General features: G+C 71.1%; 15 protein-coding genes. 6 read left to right on the forward strand and 9 right to left on the reverse strand.

Annotated elements, in window-relative coordinates; translation table 11 throughout:
- A partial coding sequence (locus tag Q0D57_RS15745) for a multifunctional oxoglutarate decarboxylase/oxoglutarate dehydrogenase thiamine pyrophosphate-binding subunit/dihydrolipoyllysine-residue succinyltransferase subunit (protein WP_291045790.1) occupies positions 1-1,844 on the reverse strand: 1,844 nt, incomplete at its 3' end.
- 147 nt (positions 1,845-1,991) lie between these two features.
- Between Q0D57_RS15745 and Q0D57_RS15750 the strand changes: the two genes are divergently transcribed.
- Genes Q0D57_RS15750 through Q0D57_RS15760 form a run of 3 tightly spaced genes read left to right on the forward strand, consistent with a single transcriptional unit; the run spans position 1,992 to position 5,800 of the window.
- Positions 1,992-3,443 (forward strand): GuaB1 family IMP dehydrogenase-related protein, encoded by a 1,452-nt coding sequence (locus tag Q0D57_RS15750; RefSeq protein WP_291045792.1) that lies wholly within the window; start codon positions 1,992-1,994, stop codon positions 3,441-3,443.
- Between the two features lie 37 nt (positions 3,444-3,480).
- On the forward strand, positions 3,481-4,773 hold the full coding sequence (locus Q0D57_RS15755) for a hemolysin family protein (protein WP_291045820.1): 1,293 nt from the start codon (positions 3,481-3,483) through the stop codon (positions 4,771-4,773).
- The gene (locus tag Q0D57_RS15760) at positions 4,766-5,800 is read left to right on the forward strand and encodes a hemolysin family protein (RefSeq protein WP_291045794.1); all 1,035 of its coding nucleotides are present in this window, start codon (positions 4,766-4,768) and stop codon (positions 5,798-5,800) included. The genes Q0D57_RS15755 and Q0D57_RS15760 overlap by 8 nt, the downstream gene beginning before the upstream one ends.
- A 39-nt stretch (positions 5,801-5,839) precedes the next feature.
- On the opposite strand, the gene Q0D57_RS15765 is transcribed toward Q0D57_RS15760, so the two are convergent.
- A complete protein-coding gene (locus Q0D57_RS15765; RefSeq protein ID WP_291045796.1) occupies positions 5,840-6,928 on the reverse strand; it encodes an NADH:flavin oxidoreductase/NADH oxidase in 1,089 nt (362 codons plus the stop codon).
- Between the two features lie 18 nt (positions 6,929-6,946).
- Between Q0D57_RS15765 and Q0D57_RS15770 the strand changes: the two genes are divergently transcribed.
- Positions 6,947-7,825 (forward strand): ADP/ATP-dependent (S)-NAD(P)H-hydrate dehydratase, encoded by an 879-nt coding sequence (locus tag Q0D57_RS15770; RefSeq protein ID WP_291045798.1) that lies wholly within the window; start codon positions 6,947-6,949, stop codon positions 7,823-7,825.
- 27 nt (positions 7,826-7,852) lie between these two features.
- Here Q0D57_RS15770 and Q0D57_RS15775 read toward each other — a convergent pair whose 3' ends face one another.
- Complete coding sequence (locus Q0D57_RS15775) at positions 7,853-8,542, reverse strand: YceI family protein (RefSeq protein WP_291045801.1); 690 nt, start codon at positions 8,540-8,542, stop codon at positions 7,853-7,855.
- A gap of 112 nt (positions 8,543-8,654) precedes the next feature.
- Here Q0D57_RS15775 and Q0D57_RS15780 point away from each other — a divergent pair, with 112 nt between their 5' ends.
- Both Q0D57_RS15780 and Q0D57_RS15785 read left to right on the forward strand, forming a co-directional pair.
- Positions 8,655-9,938, forward strand: a complete 1,284-nt coding sequence (locus tag Q0D57_RS15780; protein WP_291045804.1) for a glycosyltransferase family 87 protein — start codon at positions 8,655-8,657, stop codon at positions 9,936-9,938.
- The gene (locus Q0D57_RS15785) at positions 9,886-10,200 is read left to right on the forward strand and encodes a thiamine-binding protein (protein ID WP_291045806.1); all 315 of its coding nucleotides are present in this window, start codon (positions 9,886-9,888) and stop codon (positions 10,198-10,200) included. The genes Q0D57_RS15780 and Q0D57_RS15785 overlap by 53 nt, the downstream gene beginning before the upstream one ends.
- Before the next feature lie 25 nt (positions 10,201-10,225).
- On the opposite strand, the gene Q0D57_RS15790 is transcribed toward Q0D57_RS15785, so the two are convergent.
- The 6 genes from Q0D57_RS15790 to Q0D57_RS15815 form a co-directional block, all read right to left on the reverse strand.
- The gene (locus Q0D57_RS15790) at positions 10,226-10,933 is read right to left on the reverse strand and encodes a response regulator transcription factor (protein ID WP_291045808.1); all 708 of its coding nucleotides are present in this window, start codon (positions 10,931-10,933) and stop codon (positions 10,226-10,228) included.
- A gap of 20 nt (positions 10,934-10,953) precedes the next feature.
- Positions 10,954-12,249, reverse strand: a complete 1,296-nt coding sequence (locus Q0D57_RS15795) for a hypothetical protein (protein WP_291045809.1) — start codon at positions 12,247-12,249, stop codon at positions 10,954-10,956.
- Positions 12,246-13,409, reverse strand: coding sequence for an ATP-binding protein (locus Q0D57_RS15800; RefSeq protein ID WP_291045811.1), 1,164 nt, complete (start codon positions 13,407-13,409; stop codon positions 12,246-12,248). Before Q0D57_RS15800 ends, Q0D57_RS15795 begins: the two co-directional genes overlap by 4 nt.
- A 135-nt stretch (positions 13,410-13,544) precedes the next feature.
- Positions 13,545-14,750 carry a homoserine O-acetyltransferase gene (locus tag Q0D57_RS15805; RefSeq protein ID WP_291045813.1) on the reverse strand — a complete coding sequence of 402 codons (1,206 nt, stop codon included), beginning with the start codon at positions 14,748-14,750 and terminating at the stop codon, positions 13,545-13,547.
- A gap of 208 nt (positions 14,751-14,958) precedes the next feature.
- Positions 14,959-16,284, reverse strand: coding sequence for a bifunctional o-acetylhomoserine/o-acetylserine sulfhydrylase (locus Q0D57_RS15810; RefSeq protein ID WP_291045815.1), 1,326 nt, complete (start codon positions 16,282-16,284; stop codon positions 14,959-14,961).
- A gap of 88 nt (positions 16,285-16,372) precedes the next feature.
- Positions 16,373-16,932, reverse strand: a 560-nt coding sequence (locus Q0D57_RS15815) for an acyltransferase family protein (RefSeq protein ID WP_291045817.1), incomplete at its 5' end; no start/stop codon positions are given.

Raw genomic sequence — 16,932 nt, forward strand, 5'->3', positions numbered from 1 at the left:
AACTCGCGGAAGATCTGGCCGTAGGTCTTGCCCGCGATGTTCGTGAGCACGTTCAGCCGGCCGCGGTGCGCCATGCCGATGGCGACCTCGTCGAGGCCCTCCTCGGCGGCGCCCTGGATGATGGCGTCCAGCAGCGCGATCGTGGACTCGCCGCCCTCGAGCGAGAACCGCTTCTGGCCGACGTACTTGGTCTGCAGGAAGGTCTCGAACGCCTCGGCCTCGTTGAGCTTGGCGAGGATGCGCATCTGCTCGTCGTGGCCGGGCTTGGCGTAGGGGCGCTCGACCTTCTCCTGGATCCAGCGCCGCTCGGCGGGATCCTGGATGTGCATGTACTCGATGCCGATCTTGCGGCAGTAGGAGTCGCGCAGCACGCCGAGGATGTCGCGCAGGTAGGCCTGGCGGGTGAGTCCGAACTCACCGGTCACGAACTCGCGGTCGAGGTCCCAGAAGGTGAGGCCGTGGCTCGCGATGTCGAGGTCGGGGTGGGTGCGCTGGCGGTACTCGAGCGGGTCGATGTCGGCCATCAGGTGGCCGCGCACGCGGAACGCGTTGATGAGCTCCTGCACGCGCGCGGTCTTGTCGATCGCGCTCGCCTCGTCGACCGAGATGTCGGCGGCCCAGTGGATGGGCTCGTAGGGGATGCGGAGCTCGGCGAAGATGTTCTCGTAGAAGCCGCGCTCCCCGAGCAGCAGCTCGTGCACCTTCTTGAGGAACTCCCCGGAGCCCGCGCCTTGGATGACGCGGTGGTCGTAGGTGGAGGTGAGGGTGATGACCTTGCCGATGCCGAGGTCGCTCAGCACGCGGGGGGAGGCGCCCTGGAACTCGGCCGGGTACTCGAGGGCTCCGGCGCCGATGATGCAGCCCTGCCCCTTCATGAGCCGCGGCACGGAGTGCACGGTGCCGATGCCGCCCGGGTTGGTGAGCGAGATCGTGGTGCCCTGGAAGTCGGCTCCGGTGAGCTTGTTGGCGCGGGCCCGGCGCACGAGGTCCTCGTAGGCGGCGAGGAACTCGTTGAAGCCCATGGTGTCGGCGCGCTTGATGCCGGGGACCAGCAGGGCGCGCGTGCCGTCGGGCTTGGGCATGTCGATCGCGATGCCGAGGCCCACGTGGGCGGGGGCCACCACGGAGGGCTTGCCGTCGACCTCGTCGTAGTAGACGTTCTGGCTCGGGAACTCCTTGAGCGCCTGCACGAGGGCCCAGCCGATGAGGTGGGTGAACGAGACCTTGCCGCCGCGCGCACGGCGGAGGTGGTTGTTGATCACGATGCGGTTGTCGATCATGAGCTTGGCCGGGATCGACCGCACGCTCGTGGCGGTGGGAACCGTGAGGCTCGCATCCATGTTCGTGGCGAGCGACTTCGCCATGCCACGCAGCGGCGACACGACGTCCTTCTCCGCGGCGGCGTCGTCCTTCGCGGCGTCCTCCGCCGAGACGCTCCGGGTGGAGGGGGCCTCCGCCGGGATCGGCTGGGGGCGGGCCTCGATGCTCGTGGTCTTCGCGATGGGCTGCGTCGCGGGCCGCGCCGAGGAGGCCTCGGCGATCTGCCCCGACTCGGTCTGGGCCGGCGGTGTCGCGGTCACGGGGGCCTCGGGGCTGCCGGTGGCGCCCTCCGGTGCGTTCGACGCGGGCTCCTCACCAGACGGCGAGGCGGGTGCGGCGGCGGCGTCTGCGGATGCGCCGCCCGTGTTCGCCCGGTAGCTCTCGAGCACCGGCCACCACGACTTGTCGACCGAGTTCTTGTCGGCGACGTACTGCTCGTACAGTTCGTCGACGAGCCACTCGTTGGCCCCGAATTCTCCCGATGCGCCGTCGTCGGTGCTCGTACCCGTCACTTGGCTAGCCAAAGCCGATCGCCCACTTCCCGTTTGCCTCACGATGGCACGTGCCGGTGTCTGCTGCGCTGCTTGTTCACGCGTGGACACGTGCACCTTCAAGCCTAAACCAACGTGCGGAGTCCCGAGACCAGAGGCGGCGGGTTTAGCGTGGGTCGCATGGAGTTCTACGGAGACCCTTCCCGCGACGATCTGACCTATTCCGACGTCTTCCTCGTGCCGTCCCGCTCGGCGGTCACGAGCAGGCTCGACGTCTCGCTCGCGCCGACCGACGGCACCGGCGCGACGATCCCGATCGTGTCGGCCAACATGAACTCCGTGACGGGGCCGAGGCTCGCGGCCTCGCTCGCCCGTCGCGGCGGGCTGGGGGTGCTGCCGCAGGATCTCCCGCTGCAGGAGCTCGACGCCGCCATCCGCTGGGTGAAGGAGCAGTCGGTGGCCTTCGACACGCCCTTCGCCTTCCAGGGCGGCCAGACCGTCGAGGAGGCGCTCCGGCAGGTGCCGGCGGTGCCCGGCCAGGGGCTCGTGATCTACGACGGCGACCGCTACGAGGGCTGCATCCCGGCCGTGCGCCTGGCCACGGCGCTCCCGGATGCCCGGCTCGGCGACCTGCTGCAGGGTGCGGCGCACCACGGGGCGCTCACGAGCATCTCGGCCGACGACATCGACGGCCCCCGCGAGGCGTTCGACGCCATGGTGGCGGCCGATCTCGACTTCGCGCCGATCGTGCGGCACGGCGCCCTGGTGGGAACCCTCAGCCGCACGAGCGCGCTGCGCGCGACGATCTACCGGCCCGCCGTCGACGCCGACGGCCGACTGCTGGTGGCCGCGGCCGTGGGCATCAACGGCGACGTGGCGCTGAAGGCCCGGGCCCTCGTGTCGGCGGGCGTCGACGTGCTCGTGGTCGACACCGCACACGGCCACCAGGAGGGCATGCTGCGTGCGCTCAAGGCCATCCGCGACGCGAAGCTCGGCGTGCCCGTGGTGGCCGGCAACGTGGTGACCGCGCGCGCCGTGGACGACCTCGTCGACGCGGGCGCCGACATCCTGAAGGTGGGGGTGGGGCCGGGCGCCATGTGCACGACGCGCATGATGACGGCCGTGGGCCGGCCGCAGTTCTCCGCCGTGCTCGAGACCGCGGCGGCCGCGAAGGACCGCGGCGCCCACGTCTGGGCCGACGGGGGAGTGCGCTACCCGCGCGACGTCGCCCTCGCCCTCGCGGCGGGGGCCGCCTCGGTCATGATCGGCTCGTGGTTCGCGGGCACCGTCGAGGCGCCGGGCCGGCTGGCGGCGGATGCGGAAGGCCGGCTCTACAAGGAGAGCTGGGGCATGGCCTCCACGAAGGCCGTGCAGGAGCGCTTCGGCCGCCTCGACGCCTACGAGCTCGCGCGCAAGACCCTCTTCGCCGAGGGCATCTCGTCGAGCCGGATCTACCTCGATCCGCTCCGCCCCTCGGTCGAGGACCTCCTCGACATGATCACCTCGGGCGTCCGCTCCTCGTTCACCTACGCCGGAGCAGCCGACGTGCCGAGCTTCCACGACCGCGCCCTCGTCGGCATCCAGTCGGCCGCGGGCTACGAGGAGGGCAAGGCGCTGCCGGTCAGCTGGTGAGCGGAGCTACACTGAGCGGGTGCTCTTCGAGTGGATCATGGTGGGGGTCGGCCTGCTGCTCACCGTGGGCACCGGCCTCTTCGTGGCGAGCGAGTTCTCGCTCGTCAACCTCGACCGCTCCGATCTCGAGGCGCGCACCGCTCGCGGTGAGAAGGGCCTCACGCCCACCATCTCGGCGCTGAAGCACACCTCCACCCACCTCTCGAGCGCCCAGCTCGGCATCACCCTCACCACGCTCCTCACGGGCTACACCATGGAGCCCGCCATCTCGAGCCTGCTGCGCGAGCCGTTCCTCGCGATCGGTCTGCCGGAGGGTCTCGTGCCGCCGCTCAGCGCCACGATCGGCATCGTCTTCGCCACCCTCCTGTCGATGATCATCGGCGAGCTCGTGCCCAAGAACTTCGCGCTCGCGCTGCCGCTGAAGACCGCCCGCATCGTGGTGCCGTTCCAGCTCGCGTTCACCATGGTCTTCCGGCCGGCCGTGGCGCTCCTCAACAACAGCGCGAACGCCCTGCTGCGCCTCATCGGCATCGAGCCGAAGGAAGAGCTCTCGGGGGCGCGCACCGCCGAGGAGCTCTCGTCGCTCGTGCGCCGCTCGGCGCTCGAGGGCACCCTCGAGGTCGACACCGCCACCCTCCTCAACCGCACGCTGCTGTTCGCCTCGCACGACGCCTCGGATGCCATGACGCCGAGACCCCGCATCGTCAGCGTCAAGCGCGACGAGACCGCGGCGACCGTGCTCGGCCTCGCCCGCTCGACGGGCCACTCGCGCTTCCCCGTGATCGACGACGACATCGACGACATCGTGGGCCTCGTGCACGTGAAGCAGGCGGTGTCGATCCCGCGCGACCGACGCGCGGACGTGCCGGTGACCGCGATCATGACCGAGACCATCCGGGTGCCGGAGACGATGGCGCTCGACGTGCTGCTCGGCGAGCTCCGTGGCCGCGGCTACCAGATGGCCGTGGTGATGGACGAGTACGGCGGCACCGCGGGCGTCGTGACCCTCGAGGATCTGGTGGAGGAACTCGTGGGCGAGCTCGTCGACGAGCACGACCGCACGCGCGCCGGTGTCGTGCACAGCCGCGGCGACACCACGTTCCCCGGCATGCTCCGGCCCGACGAGCTCGCCGACCAGGCCGGCATAGCGGTGCCCGAGGACGGCCCCTACGAGACCGTCGCCGGTTTCGTGATGAGCGAGCTCGGCCGCCTGCCCGCCGTGGGCGACCAGGTGGCGCTGCCGGGCGGCGCCCTCCGCGTGGAGCGCCTCGACGGCCGCCGGATCGACCGGCTCCGCTACATCCCCGCCGAGGAGGCCGCCGATGTCTGACTGGCTCGGGATCGTCTGGCTCGTCGTGCTGCTGGCCGGCAACGCCTTCTTCGTGGCGGCGGAGTTCGCCGTCATCTCGGCGCGCCGCTCGCAGATCGAACCGCTCGCCGAGCAGGGCAAGGCGAGCGCCAAGACGGCGCTCTGGGCCATGGAGCACGCCACGCTCATGCTCGCCACCACGCAGCTGGGCATCACCGTGTGCTCGCTGCTCATCCTCAACGTCTCCGAGCCCGCCATCCACCACCTGCTCGAGGGCCCGCTGCACCTCACTGGGCTGCCCGAGGAGGCCGTGGGCACGGCCGGCTTCGTGATCACGCTCGTGCTGGTGTCGTTCCTGCACGTCGTGCTCGGTGAGATGGTGCCGAAGAACATCTCGTTCTCGGTGCCCGACCGCGCGGTGCTGCTGCTCGCGACGCCCCTCGTGGGCGTGGCGCGCGTGTTCCGCTTCGTGATCGTGGCGCTGAACGCGACGGCGAACGGCGTGCTGAGGCTGTTCCGGGTGGAGCCCAAGAGCGAGGCCGCCAGCGCCTTCACGCTCGACGAGGTGTCGACCATCGTGGAGCAGTCCCAGCGGGAGGGCATGCTCTCGGACACGACCGGCACCCTCACCGCCGCCTTCGAGTTCACCTCGAAGCGCGTCGACGAGGTCGCGCTGCCGCTCGACGGGCTCGTGAGCCTGCCGGCCGGCGCCACCCCCGCCGATGTCGAGCGCGCCGTCGCCAAGCACGGTTTCTCGCGCTACGTGCTGCCCGACGACGAAGGTCTTCCGGCCGGCTACGTGCACCTGAAGGACGTGATCGACCTCGACGACGACGAGTTCGACGACCCGATCCCGGCCAAGCGCATCCGCCAGCTGCCGTCGCTCTACGAGAAGACGGATCTGGAGGACGCCCTGGCCGCCATGCGCAAGAGCGGCGCCCACCTCGCCAGGGCCTTCTCGGAGTCCGGCCGCACGACGGGCGTGCTCTTCCTCGAGGACATCATCGAGGAGCTCGTGGGCGAGGTCGAGGACGCGACCAGGCGCTAGCTGCGGGGCCCCGGTGCGACCCCGCCGGGCGCTGTCCCGCTAGCGCGGGCGGCGGGGCCGGGCGCGCAGGTACTGCGCCGGCCAGTAGTCGATCTCGGCGCCGAGCTCGCCCGCGGCCCGCAGCGGGAAGTGCGGATCGCGGAGCAGTTCGCGCGCCAGCATGACGGCGTCGGCCCGGCCGGAGGCCACGATCTCCTCCGCCTCCTGAGCGGTCGTGATGAGGCCCACGGCCGACACCGCGACCCCGGCGCGCTCCTTGACCTCGGTCGCGAGATGCACCTGGTAGAGCGGCCCCACCGGGATCGTGGCCGGCACCAGCCCGCCGCTCGAGATGTCGAAGAGGTCCGCCCCGGCCTCCGCGGCCCAGCCGGCGACGGTGGCGGTCTGCTCGGCGTCCCAGCCGCCCTCCACCCAGTCGGTGCCCGAGAAGCGCACGAGCAGCGCGAGGTCCTCCCCGATCTCGGCGCGCACGGCACGCACGATCTCGAGCAGCAGCCGCGCGCGGTTCTCGAGCGACCCGCCGTAGGCATCCGTTCGCTCGTTCGACAGCGGCGAGAGGAACTGGTGCAGCAGGTAGCCGTGCGCGGCGTGCACCTCGATCACCTCGAAGCCCGCGTCGACGGCGCGCCGGGCGGCGGCCCGGAAGTCGGCGACGATTCCGGGCAGCTCGCCGGCATCGAGGGCCCGCGGGGCCTCGTAGCCGTCGAAGGCCACCGCCGAGGGTGCGACCGTCGGCCACCCGCCCTCGGCCTCGGGCACGGTGCCCTGCACCTCCGACCAACTGCGGTAGGTGGAGGCCTTCCGGCCCGCGTGGGCGAGCTGGATGCCGGCGACAGCGCCCTGAGACCGGATGAAGGCCGTGATGCGGGCGAAGACGGCCTGCTGCTCGCTGTTCCAGATGCCCAGGTCCTCGGGCGAGATCCGGCCCTCGGGCGAGACGGCGGTGGCCTCGGTGAGCACGAGGCCGGCACCGCCGATGGCGAACGAGCCGAGGTGCACGAGGTGCCAGTCGTTCGGCATGCCGTCGTGCTCGTCGGCGGAGTACTGGCACATCGGTGCCACCCACACGCGGTTGCGCAGGGTGACGGAGCGGAGGGCGATCGGGCGGAAGAGTGCGGAATCGGTCACGCGTTCTATTCTGAGGGCATGGCGAGCGACGAGGGTTCCGCGGTGTCCTGGCGGGAGTGGAACGAAGTCGAGGCGTCGGCCTGGGTGCGGGCCCCACGATCCGACGACGACAAGTACACCCGGGGTGTGCTCGGCGTGATCACCGGATCGGCGAGCTACCCCGGCGCCGCCGTTCTCGGCGTGGAGGCCGCGGTGCGCGCCGGCGCCGGCATGGTGCGCTACCTCGGCGACCAGCGCCCGAGCGGCCTCGTGCTGAGCGCGCGACCGGAGGCCGTGACGAAGCCGGGGCGGGTGCAGGCCTGGCTGATCGGCTCCGGCACCGACGCGGCCGAGCGGGACGACGCGGCCAGGGAGCGGATCGAGCACGCCCTCGGCGACGGCGTGCCGCTCGTGCTCGACGCGGGCGCTCTCGACCTCGCTCCACGAGCGCCGGCGACGACCGTGCTCACGCCGCACGCGGGCGAGCTCACCACCCTGCTCGCCGCGTTCGGGGTGCAGACGGATCGCGCGGGCGTGCGCGCCGATCCGGCCTCGTCCGCCCAGCACGCGGCCGACCTCACGGGGTGCGTGGTGCTGCTGAAGGGCCGGATCACCCACGTCGTGGCCCCGCGGTCGCTGGCGGCTCCGGACGACGTGCCGCGCGCGGTGCGGGTGGAGGCGCCCACGAGCTGGGCGGCCACGGCGGGCTCCGGCGACGTGCTCGGCGGCATCGTGGGTGCGCTCGTGGCCGCGCAGTCCGAGGCGGTGCTCGAGGAGCCCGCGCGGCTCGTGGCCATCGCCGCCACCGGAGCGTGGGTGCACGCCCGTGCTGCCGAACTGGCCGCCGACGGCGGGCCCGTGCCCGCGCTCGAGATCGCCGGGGCGGCGCCCAGGATCATCGCGAGGCTGCTCGGCTGACCCCGACCCGCCGTGCCCGCGCGGGCGTCAGCGCCCGGGCTGCGCCTCGAGATCGATGTCGATGTAGGCGATGTCCTCCACCTGCACCACGCCGAATCCCGCGAACGAGATCCCGTACGCCGCGAGGTCGATCGGGATGCTGGCCGTGACCGTGCCGCGGCTGTCGCCGAAGTCGACCGTCGCATCCGCGTGCACCTCGTTGCTCACGCCGCGCACGGTGAGCACGCCGGTGATCGGCACGACCTCCTCGCCGTCGACCGTGGTGGTGGCGCTCGTGAGGTCGATCGGCTCGGTGAGCACGAAAGAGGCCGTGGAGTTGCCGCCGGTCGCCGCCACGAGGGCCTGCAGCAGCATCGTGCGGGCGTCGCCCTCGCTCACGAGGCTCGCGAGGTCGAGCATGAACTCGGCGTCGGTCACGGTCTCGCCGGCCCGGCTGATGACGCCCTCGATCTCGGTGGTGCTGCCGGAGACCTCGAGCCCGTCGACCGTGCTCATGCGGTAGCCCACGCTCGAGTCCGGGCCGAGCCGCCAGGTGGTGGCCGTGGGGGTCGCGACCGCGTTCTCGGGCACGGCCATGACGGTCGGCACGATGCGCTGGGAGGCCGCGGAGCTCTGCAGGCTCCCGCGGGCGAGGATGGGCACCGCCACGACGGCGACGGCACCGACGGCGACGACCGCCGCCACGAGGGCGACGGCGTACTTGGCAGGCTTGTTCACTCGGATCTTCCGGTCGGGGCGACCCGGATCGGGGCGCGGCGGGGCATCTTCACCAGTAGAACAAAACAAGGTGGTCGCCGGCTGGGAATGAGCGGGCAATAGGATGACCGTCGTGCAGAATCACGTGCGTCGACTCGCCGGCTCGCCCGTGATCCTGTGGATCGTCTTCCTCGCCGCGCACGTCTGGCTCGGCGCCGTGGGCCTCACGCATCCGGGACTGCCGTTCGGCGACGTCACGAACGTCTACCTGCCGTGGGTGCAGCAGTCGCTCGACGGCTACCGCCTCGGCATCGACGGCCCCTGGGTCTACCCCGTCCTCGCCTTCCTCCCCATGCTCGCCTCGCTCGTGCTGGGCCCCGAGCTCTACGGGGTGGGGTGGATGCTCATCGTCACGATGGCGGACGCCGCGGTGTTCGCCTTCCTGCTCGCCGGTGCCGGGCCCTCGCGCGCCGCGGGCGGGCTCCGGATCGTGGCCGCCTGGTGGTGGATCGTCTACCTCCTGCTCGTCGGCCCCGTCGCCGTGGGGCGGATCGACGTGTTCACGGTCGACCTCGCGATCGTCGGCCTCCTGCTCGCCCGCAACCGGCCCGCGGTCGCGGGCGTGCTGCTCGCCCTCGCCACCTGGGTGAAGGTCTGGCCCGCCGTGCTCATCGCCGCGGGCGTGGTGGCCGTGCGGCGCCGGCTGCGGCTCGCGATCGCCGCCGGGAGCACCCTCGTGGCGGTCGCGGCCGGTGCGCTCGCGTTCGGCTCGGGCCTCAACGTCTTCAGCTTCGTGACCGAGCAGACGGGGCGGGGGCTCCAGGTGGAGTCTCCCGTCTCGACGATCTGGATGTGGATGGCGCGCGTCGCGGATCCGAGCCGGGTCTACTACGACTTCGACATCCTCACCTTCCAGGTCACCGGGCCCGGCAGCGAGGCGGCTGCGGCCGTGATGACGCCGCTGCTCGTGGTCGCCGTCGCGGCGGTGCTCGCCCTCGCCGTGGTCGTCGTCGCCTCCGGCACCTCACCGACCGCCGTGCTGCCGCCGCTCTCGCTCGCGCTCGTGATGGCGCTCATCGTGTTCAACAAGGTGGGGTCGCCGCAGTTCATGGTGTGGCTCGCGGCGCCCGTCATCCTGGGCATCGTCACGCAGGGTCGCCGGTTCCAGCTGCCGGCGCTGATGGCGCTCGTGATGGGCGGGCTCACCCAGGTGATCTACCCGATCGCCTACGACTGGCTGCTCTACCTCGACCCGCTCATGCTCGTCGTGCTCACGATCCGCAACGTGCTGAGCGTCGCGCTGCTCGTGATCGCGATCCGGATGCTGTGGAAGAGTAGGAGGACCACGACGCGAGGAGACGAACATGCTGGTGGCCTTTTCGGTGGCACCCTCCGGGGGCACCTCTCCCGACGCTAGCGTGCACGACGCGGTGGCCGCGGCCGTCGAGGTCGTGCGGGCCTCAGGCCTTCCGAACTCCACCGACTCGATGTTCACGACGATCGAGGGGGAGTGGGACGAGGTGTTCGACGTCGTCAAGCGCGCCACCCTGGCCGTGCAGGCCTACGGACCGCGGGTGTCGCTCGTGCTGAAGGCCGACATCCGTCCCGGCCGTTCCGGCGAGCTGACCGGCAAGGTCGAGCGGCTCGAGGCGGCTCTCGACGAGCGCTCCCGGCCCTAGCCCCAGCCCTAGCCCCGCGGGGGTCTCAGCTCGGCAGCACGTCGTCTTCGAAGTCGTCGGCGCTCTGGTTGCCGAGGTACTCGTCGCGCGGCAGCAGGCCGTCCTGGATGGCGCGCTTGCGGAGCGCCACCTTCGTGCCCACGTCGATCCCGACCAGGCGGTACTTCTCGCGGATGCGCTTGAGGTAGGACTTCGCCGTCTCCTCCGAGATGTCGAGCGCCTTCGCGACCTGCTTCACGGGCTCGCCGCCGCCGTAGAGCGCCATCACGCGCCGCTCCTGCGCGCTCAGGCGCGGCGCCGACTCGAGGTCGTCGGCGGCGAGGGCCAGATCGAGCTCGGTCGAGATGAAGCTGTCGCCGGCCGAGGCCGCCCGGATGGCCTCGACGATCATGTCGGCCTCCTCGCTCTTGACGAGGTAGCCGAGCGCTCCGGCGGCGATCGCCTCGCGCACCACGACGGGCTCGGAGTAGGTGCTCATGAGCACCGTCTTCACGCCGGCCGACTTGAGCGCCCGCAGCTTGACCGAGACCGGCAGGTTGTCCTTCAGGTCGAGGTCGAGCAGCACCACGTCGACCGGGAACTCCGGGTGCGTGAGGAGCTCGGGCCAGGTGGTGACGGCGGCCACCATGCTGATGTCATCGGCGGCACCGCGGATCCACTCCGTCAGAGCCCCCAGCAGCATGCGGTGGTCGTCGACGATCGCCAGTCGGATCGGATCGCGGTTGATCGACACGGGTGCTCCTTCCGGCCGGATCAGCGCGAGGCGTCCGGCACGATGACATGGGCGTCGACGCTGACACGGAGGCGGCCCGTTCGGGTCTCCAACGAGTACTGGCCGACTCGGGACAAAGCAGACCAGACGGCCGGATCGATGCGACGGCGGGGTATTCCGCCGATCGAGATGGCTATCGGGAGCACCATCCTATCGTCAGCGCGCGCCTGGCCCACGGAGCCGGGCCGGCCGATCTCGAGGTCGAGGGTGGGGGTCGAGCGCCCGGACTCGTCGACGATCAGCCAGATCGCCGAGAGCAGGCCGTCGCGCTGCACGGGCTCGAGGTAGCCGGCGAGACCGTCGGGGTCGCTCAGGGTCACCACGGGGCCGAGGTACTCCGACTCCGCGATCGCGTGGTGCAGCCAGGTCTCCCGCCGGCCCGCCACGAGCAGTCGCCGCAGGTCGGTGGCGAGGCTCGAGGCGGTGCCGGCGAGCTCCTTGTCGAGGGGCAGCGGCACCCGGTCGGTCGCCACGTCCTGCAGCAGCTCCTCCGCCGCGAGGTCGAGGCGGGCGAGCTCGGTCGAGGCGAGGAGGCCGAGGCCGTACCGCGGCGCACCGATCGTGCTCTCGGCGACCGTGCGGTCGAGCTCGCGCTGCACGAGGTTGCCGAACGAGCGCACCACGACGATGCCGGCGTAGACCGGCACGACCGTCAGCATGAGCTGCCCGATGGCGACACCCGCACTGCCCGGCACGGCCACGGCGAACCAGACGATCGAGGCGAGCGAGAGCCCCGTCAGCACGCTCACGGCGATCAGCACGTCGGTGGCCGGCCGGAAGGTCACGCTCGCGAGCAGTGTGGCGCCCACCCCGATGCCGACCGTTCCGTAGCTGAGGCCGTCGCTCTGCAGGAGGGCGATCTCGTCGAGGACGAGGGCGAGGGCATCCGCGGCCAGCACGAGGGCGTAGGCCGAGCGCGGCAGGTTGCCCCTGCGGCGGCGGGCGAGCAGCACGGCCGAGGCGAACGCGGAGATCACGATCACCCAGGCGATCACCGAGAGCACCCGGCCGTCGTTGACCTGCCAGGTCCAGCCGAGCGACACGAGACCGCGGCAGATCAGGATCAGCCCGACGATGACGGCGCCGATGCCGAGGTAGCCGAGCCCCAGGCGCGAGTCCCGCTCGATGTGCTGGCGCACCTCGTCGACCGCGCGCGGGCCCATCCTCCTGGCACGCACCAGCTGGGTGAGCATGCCGTCGGCGGGCGCATCCGCTCGACCGGACCGCGTGCGGCCACGGGATCCCGGTCTCTGCCGGAGAGAGGGCGGCTCGGTCACTTCGGCACCTCCAGCACGACGGTGGTTCCTGAGCCGGGGGAGGAGAACAGCCGCACTTTGCCTCCGACGTCGCGGATGCGGGCGATCACCGACTCGGCGAGCCCCAGCCGTTCGAGATCCACCGCATCGAGATCGAAGCCGACCCCCGCATCGGTGACCATCGCGCGCACGGTCGTGTCGTCCTCCGTGATCGTGACGTCGGCCGAGCCGACCTCGGCATGCCGCCGCACGTTCTCGAGGCACTCCGAGAGCGAGAGCAGGAAGGCATCGAGCACGTGGCTCTGCAGCAGGATCTGACCCGACCCGTGCCACGCCACCTGCAGTCCCATCCGCCCGAAGCGCTGCTTCACCGACTCGAGGGTGTGGCCGAGGTCGCCCGTCTCCACCCGCTCGAGCGTGTAGCCGCCCGAGGAGCGCGGCATCGGGGTGCCGCCGAGGCGGAGCTGCCGGAGCAGCCGCGCATCCTCCGCCGCCTGGTTGCGGAGGGCCTCGGGCTGCACGCCGATGCCCGAGTGGGCGAGCAGGGTGAGCGTGGCGAGCACCGTGTCGTGGAGCAGCCGGGCGCCGTGCCGCCGCTGCGCCTCGAGCTCGCTCGACTGGCGCTCGACGGCGTGGGCCCGGCCGAGCCGCGCCATGCCGAGGAAGGCGCGGCGGAGGCTCGCGGAGAGCCACGAGGCGGCCACGAACAGGGCGGTCCAGCCCACGAGCACCGAGGCGATCACGAACGCGCCCCGCCCGGTGGACCAGGTGGCCGCGATCACGAGCACGAGCACGGGCACGTAGGCGGGGATGACGAGCCACAGGAACCGCGGATGCGCGGCGAGGGTGGCGATGAGCGACGGGATGGCCGTGGAGGCGAAGAGGGTGATGCCGTTCGTGGTGGCGGTGTCCGAGACGCCGGCGCCCGGGAGACTGAAGGCCGCGAGGGTCGCCAGCGAGATGACGTAGGTCGCGATGGGCATCACGGGGGTGCGGGTCGACCCGACGAGATAGAAGCCGAAACCGGTGAGCAGCATCAGGGCCAGCGCCGGGGCCACCGGCCCCAGGTCGGCGACGTTCGCGACGACCACGGTGACGAACGACGATCCGGCGAACAGGAGGCCGAGATTGCGCGCCGTACGCGTGAGGAGCTTGTGGCGTTCGCGCTCGGTCCGGGGCACGTCTGCATCCTATAGGCGGCGACTACCCCCTGAATTGGGGCGAGAACAACTCGACAGCTGTCGGTAATCTCGAATCAGTTCTGGGGGGAATTGGCCGGGGATCCGCACGAGAGTGGGATCCCCGGCCGCATTTTCTCAAGCGGCGAACAGCCGCGCGATCTCCCGGCCCACCGCATCGAACTCGATCAGGAACCCGTCGTGGCCGAACTTCGACTCGATCACCACGGGCTCGTCACCGTCGAGGGTGTTGGGCAGATGGCGGGCGATGAGGGCCTGGTCCTCCACCGGGAACAGCCGGTCGCTGTCGATGCCCACCACGAGGGCCCGTGCCGTGACCGACTCGAGGGCCGGCACGATCCCCGCCCGGCCGCGACCGATGTCGTGCGAGTTCATCGCCTCCACGAGGGTGATGTAGGTGTTCGCGTCGAAGCGACGGGTGAACTTGTTGCCGTGGAAGTCGAGGTACGACTCCACCGCGAAGCGCCCGCCGCCGCCGAGCGGGCTGATGCCGCTCTGCCAGCTGCGCTGGAACCGGCCGTTCAGCTCGCTCGGGCTGCGGTAGTTGAGAAGGGCCATCCGCCTGGCCAGCGCGAGGCCCTGGTGCGGGCCCTCACCGTCGGCCGCGTCGTAGTAGTCGCCGCCGTGGAACGCGGCGTCGGCACGGATGGCCTGCACCTGCACCGAGTTCAGCGCGATCTGGCCGGCCGAGCTGAGCGCGGGCGCGGCGATCACGGCGAGGCGCTCCATGGCATCCGGATACCGCACCCCCCACTCGAGCACCTGCATGCCGCCCATCGAACCGCCGACCACCGCGAACCAGCGGTCGATGCCGAGGGACTCCGCGAGGGCGTGCTGGGCGCGCACCTGGTCGGCGATGGTGGTGTGCGGGAAGCGGGCGCCCCACTCGGCGCCGTCGGGCGCGATGGAGGAGGGTCCCGTCGAGCCCTGGCAGCCGCCCAGCATGTTCGGCGCCACCACGAACCAGCGGTCGGTGTCGATCGGCAGGCCCGGCCCCACGAGCCCCGGCCACCAGCCGTCCGTCGGATGCCCCGGCTCGGCCGGGTGGTTGAGGTTGCTGTCGCCGGTCAGCGCGTGCAGCACGAGCACCGCGTTGTCGCGCTGCGGCGAGAGTGTGCCGTAGGTCTGGTAGGCCAGCCGCGTCTGCGGCAGCCGCTGGCCGTTCTCGAACACGAACTCCCCGACATCGGCGAACAGCCGCCGCCCCACGGGGTCTCCCTCCCGCCAGGCGCCCGACGCAGGGGGCTTGCCGAGCACGGAGCGGATCTGGGCGTCGGTGATGAAGCCGGAGGGTACGGTGTCTTCGTTCGTCTGCCAGTCCATATAATCCTTGCTGCGCCGCCGCTGCTGCGGCGCAGGCGGCGTGCGGCGCGGCTGTCGCTGCGCGTCGCTTCGCGGCGCTTCGCGGCAGCCGTGCCGCCTTAGGTCGGGTGGGTGGGGCCCGTTGCGTTCGGCCTCCAGGGAAGTCTTGCGGATGGAGAAGGCCCCTTGCCGAATGTTACGCAAGGGGCCTTTTTCCTGTACCGGTTATCTAGACAGCGTTTGCTCGGACTACCTCTCTTGCGGCCTTGAGGCCGGACTCGAGGTCGGTCTTGAGGTCGTCGATGTTCTCCAGGCCTACGGAGAGGCGGACCAGGCCGGGGGTGACGCCCGTGGTGAGCTGCTGCTCGGGGGTGAGCTGGGAGTGGGTGGTGGAGGCGGGGTGGATGACGAGCGAGCGCACGTCGCCGATGTTGGCGAGGTGGCTGAAGAGCGAGAGGCTCTCCACGAAGGTGCGGCCCGCATCCACGCCGCCCTTGAGCTCGAACGACAGCACGGCGCCGACGCCCTTGGGGGCGTACTTGTTCGCGGCCGCGTACCAGGGGCTCGAGGGGAGCCCGGCGTAGTAGACGGTGGCGATGTCGGGGTGGTTGTCGAGCCACTCCGCGATCTCCTGCGCGTTCTGCACGTGGCGCTCGATCCGGAGCGAGAGCGTCTCGATGCCCTGGATGAGCTGCCAGGCGCTCGCCGGCGCGATCGAGGCGCCGAGGTCGCGCAGCAGCTGCACGCGCGCCTTGATGATGTACGCGATGCCGTCGCCGAGCACGCCGGTGTAGCTGGCGCCGTGGTACGACGGGTCGGGCTCGGTGAGGCCGGGGAACTTCTCGACGTTCTTCGACCACTCGAACTTTCCGCCGTCGACGATGATGCCGCCGATGACGGTGCCGTGGCCGCCGAGGAACTTCGTGGCCGAGTGCACGACGATGTCGGCACCGTGCTCGAGCGGGCGGATGAGATACGGCGTGGCGATCGTGTTGTCGACGATGAGCGGCACACCCGACTCGTGGGCGACGGTCGAGACGAGGCCGATGTCGAGGATGTTGATCTTGGGGTTGCCGATGGTCTCGGCGAAGAAGAGCTTCGTGTTGGGGCGCACGGCCCGGCGCCACTCCTCGGCGTCGTCCTGGTCCTCCACAAAGGTGGTCTCGATGCCGAGCTTCGCGAGCGTGTACTTGAAGAGGTTGTAGGTGCCGCCGTAGATCGACGACGACGACACGATGTGGTCGCCGGCCTGCGCGATGTTGAGCACGGCGAAGGTCTCGGCGGCCTGGCCCGAGGCGACCAGCAGCGCTGCTGTCCCGCCCTCGAGCGCGGCCACGCGCTCCTCCACCACGTTCTGCGTGGGGTTCTGGATGCGTGTGTAGATGTTGCCGAACTCGGCCAGGGCGAACAGGTTCTTGGCGTGGTCGGCGCTGTCGAACACGTACGACGTGGTCTGGTAGATCGGCGTGGCGCGCGCGTTGGTGACCGGGTCGGGCTGGGCACCGGTGTGGATCTGCTTGGTCTCGAACTTCCAGTTCGCAGCGTTGTCGGTCATGGAGGTCTCCAAAAGGTCGGATCGGAACTGCTGGAAGCGTATGGTCGCGGAGTCCGCGCGCGCAACGAGCCCGACGCTCGGCGTAACGTTACGAGGGCCGCCGGAACAGCCACTCGGCGCGCGGCTCGACCAGCGGCCGGAACACCCGCCGCACGATCGGCTGCGAGAGCCCCACGGCGATCAGCACGCTCAGCACGAGCATGGCCGGCAGCACCCACCACGGCAGCACCCCGTCGAGCCAGCCGGACTCCCGCAGCGGGTAGAGCACGAAGCTGTGCAGCAGGTAGACGTACATCGTGGCCTGGCCGAGCGGCGAGAACCAGGTGCCGCGGCGGGGGATGAGCGTGAGGAACGCGATGACCAGCACACCGGCGACCACGATGGCGGCGAGCCGAAGCGCTCCGGCCCACCACTCGTCGTAGCCGAACGACGGGTACGCCTCCTGGAACAGCAGCACCCGCCGGATCTTCACGTCGCGCCAGAACCCCAGGTCGCTCGCGATCACGAGGGCGAGGGCGGTGAACAGGCCGAGCGACACGGCGCGCACGCCCCAGATGACCCGCGTCGACGCGCTCAGCCAGAGGTCGGCGAGCGGGAGCTGGCGGAGCTTCCAGCCGAGCACGAAGAACGGCAGCAGTCCGAGGGCCC

The organism is Herbiconiux sp. (assembly GCF_023264895.1).
Lineage (GTDB): Bacteria > Actinomycetota > Actinomycetes > Actinomycetales > Microbacteriaceae > Herbiconiux.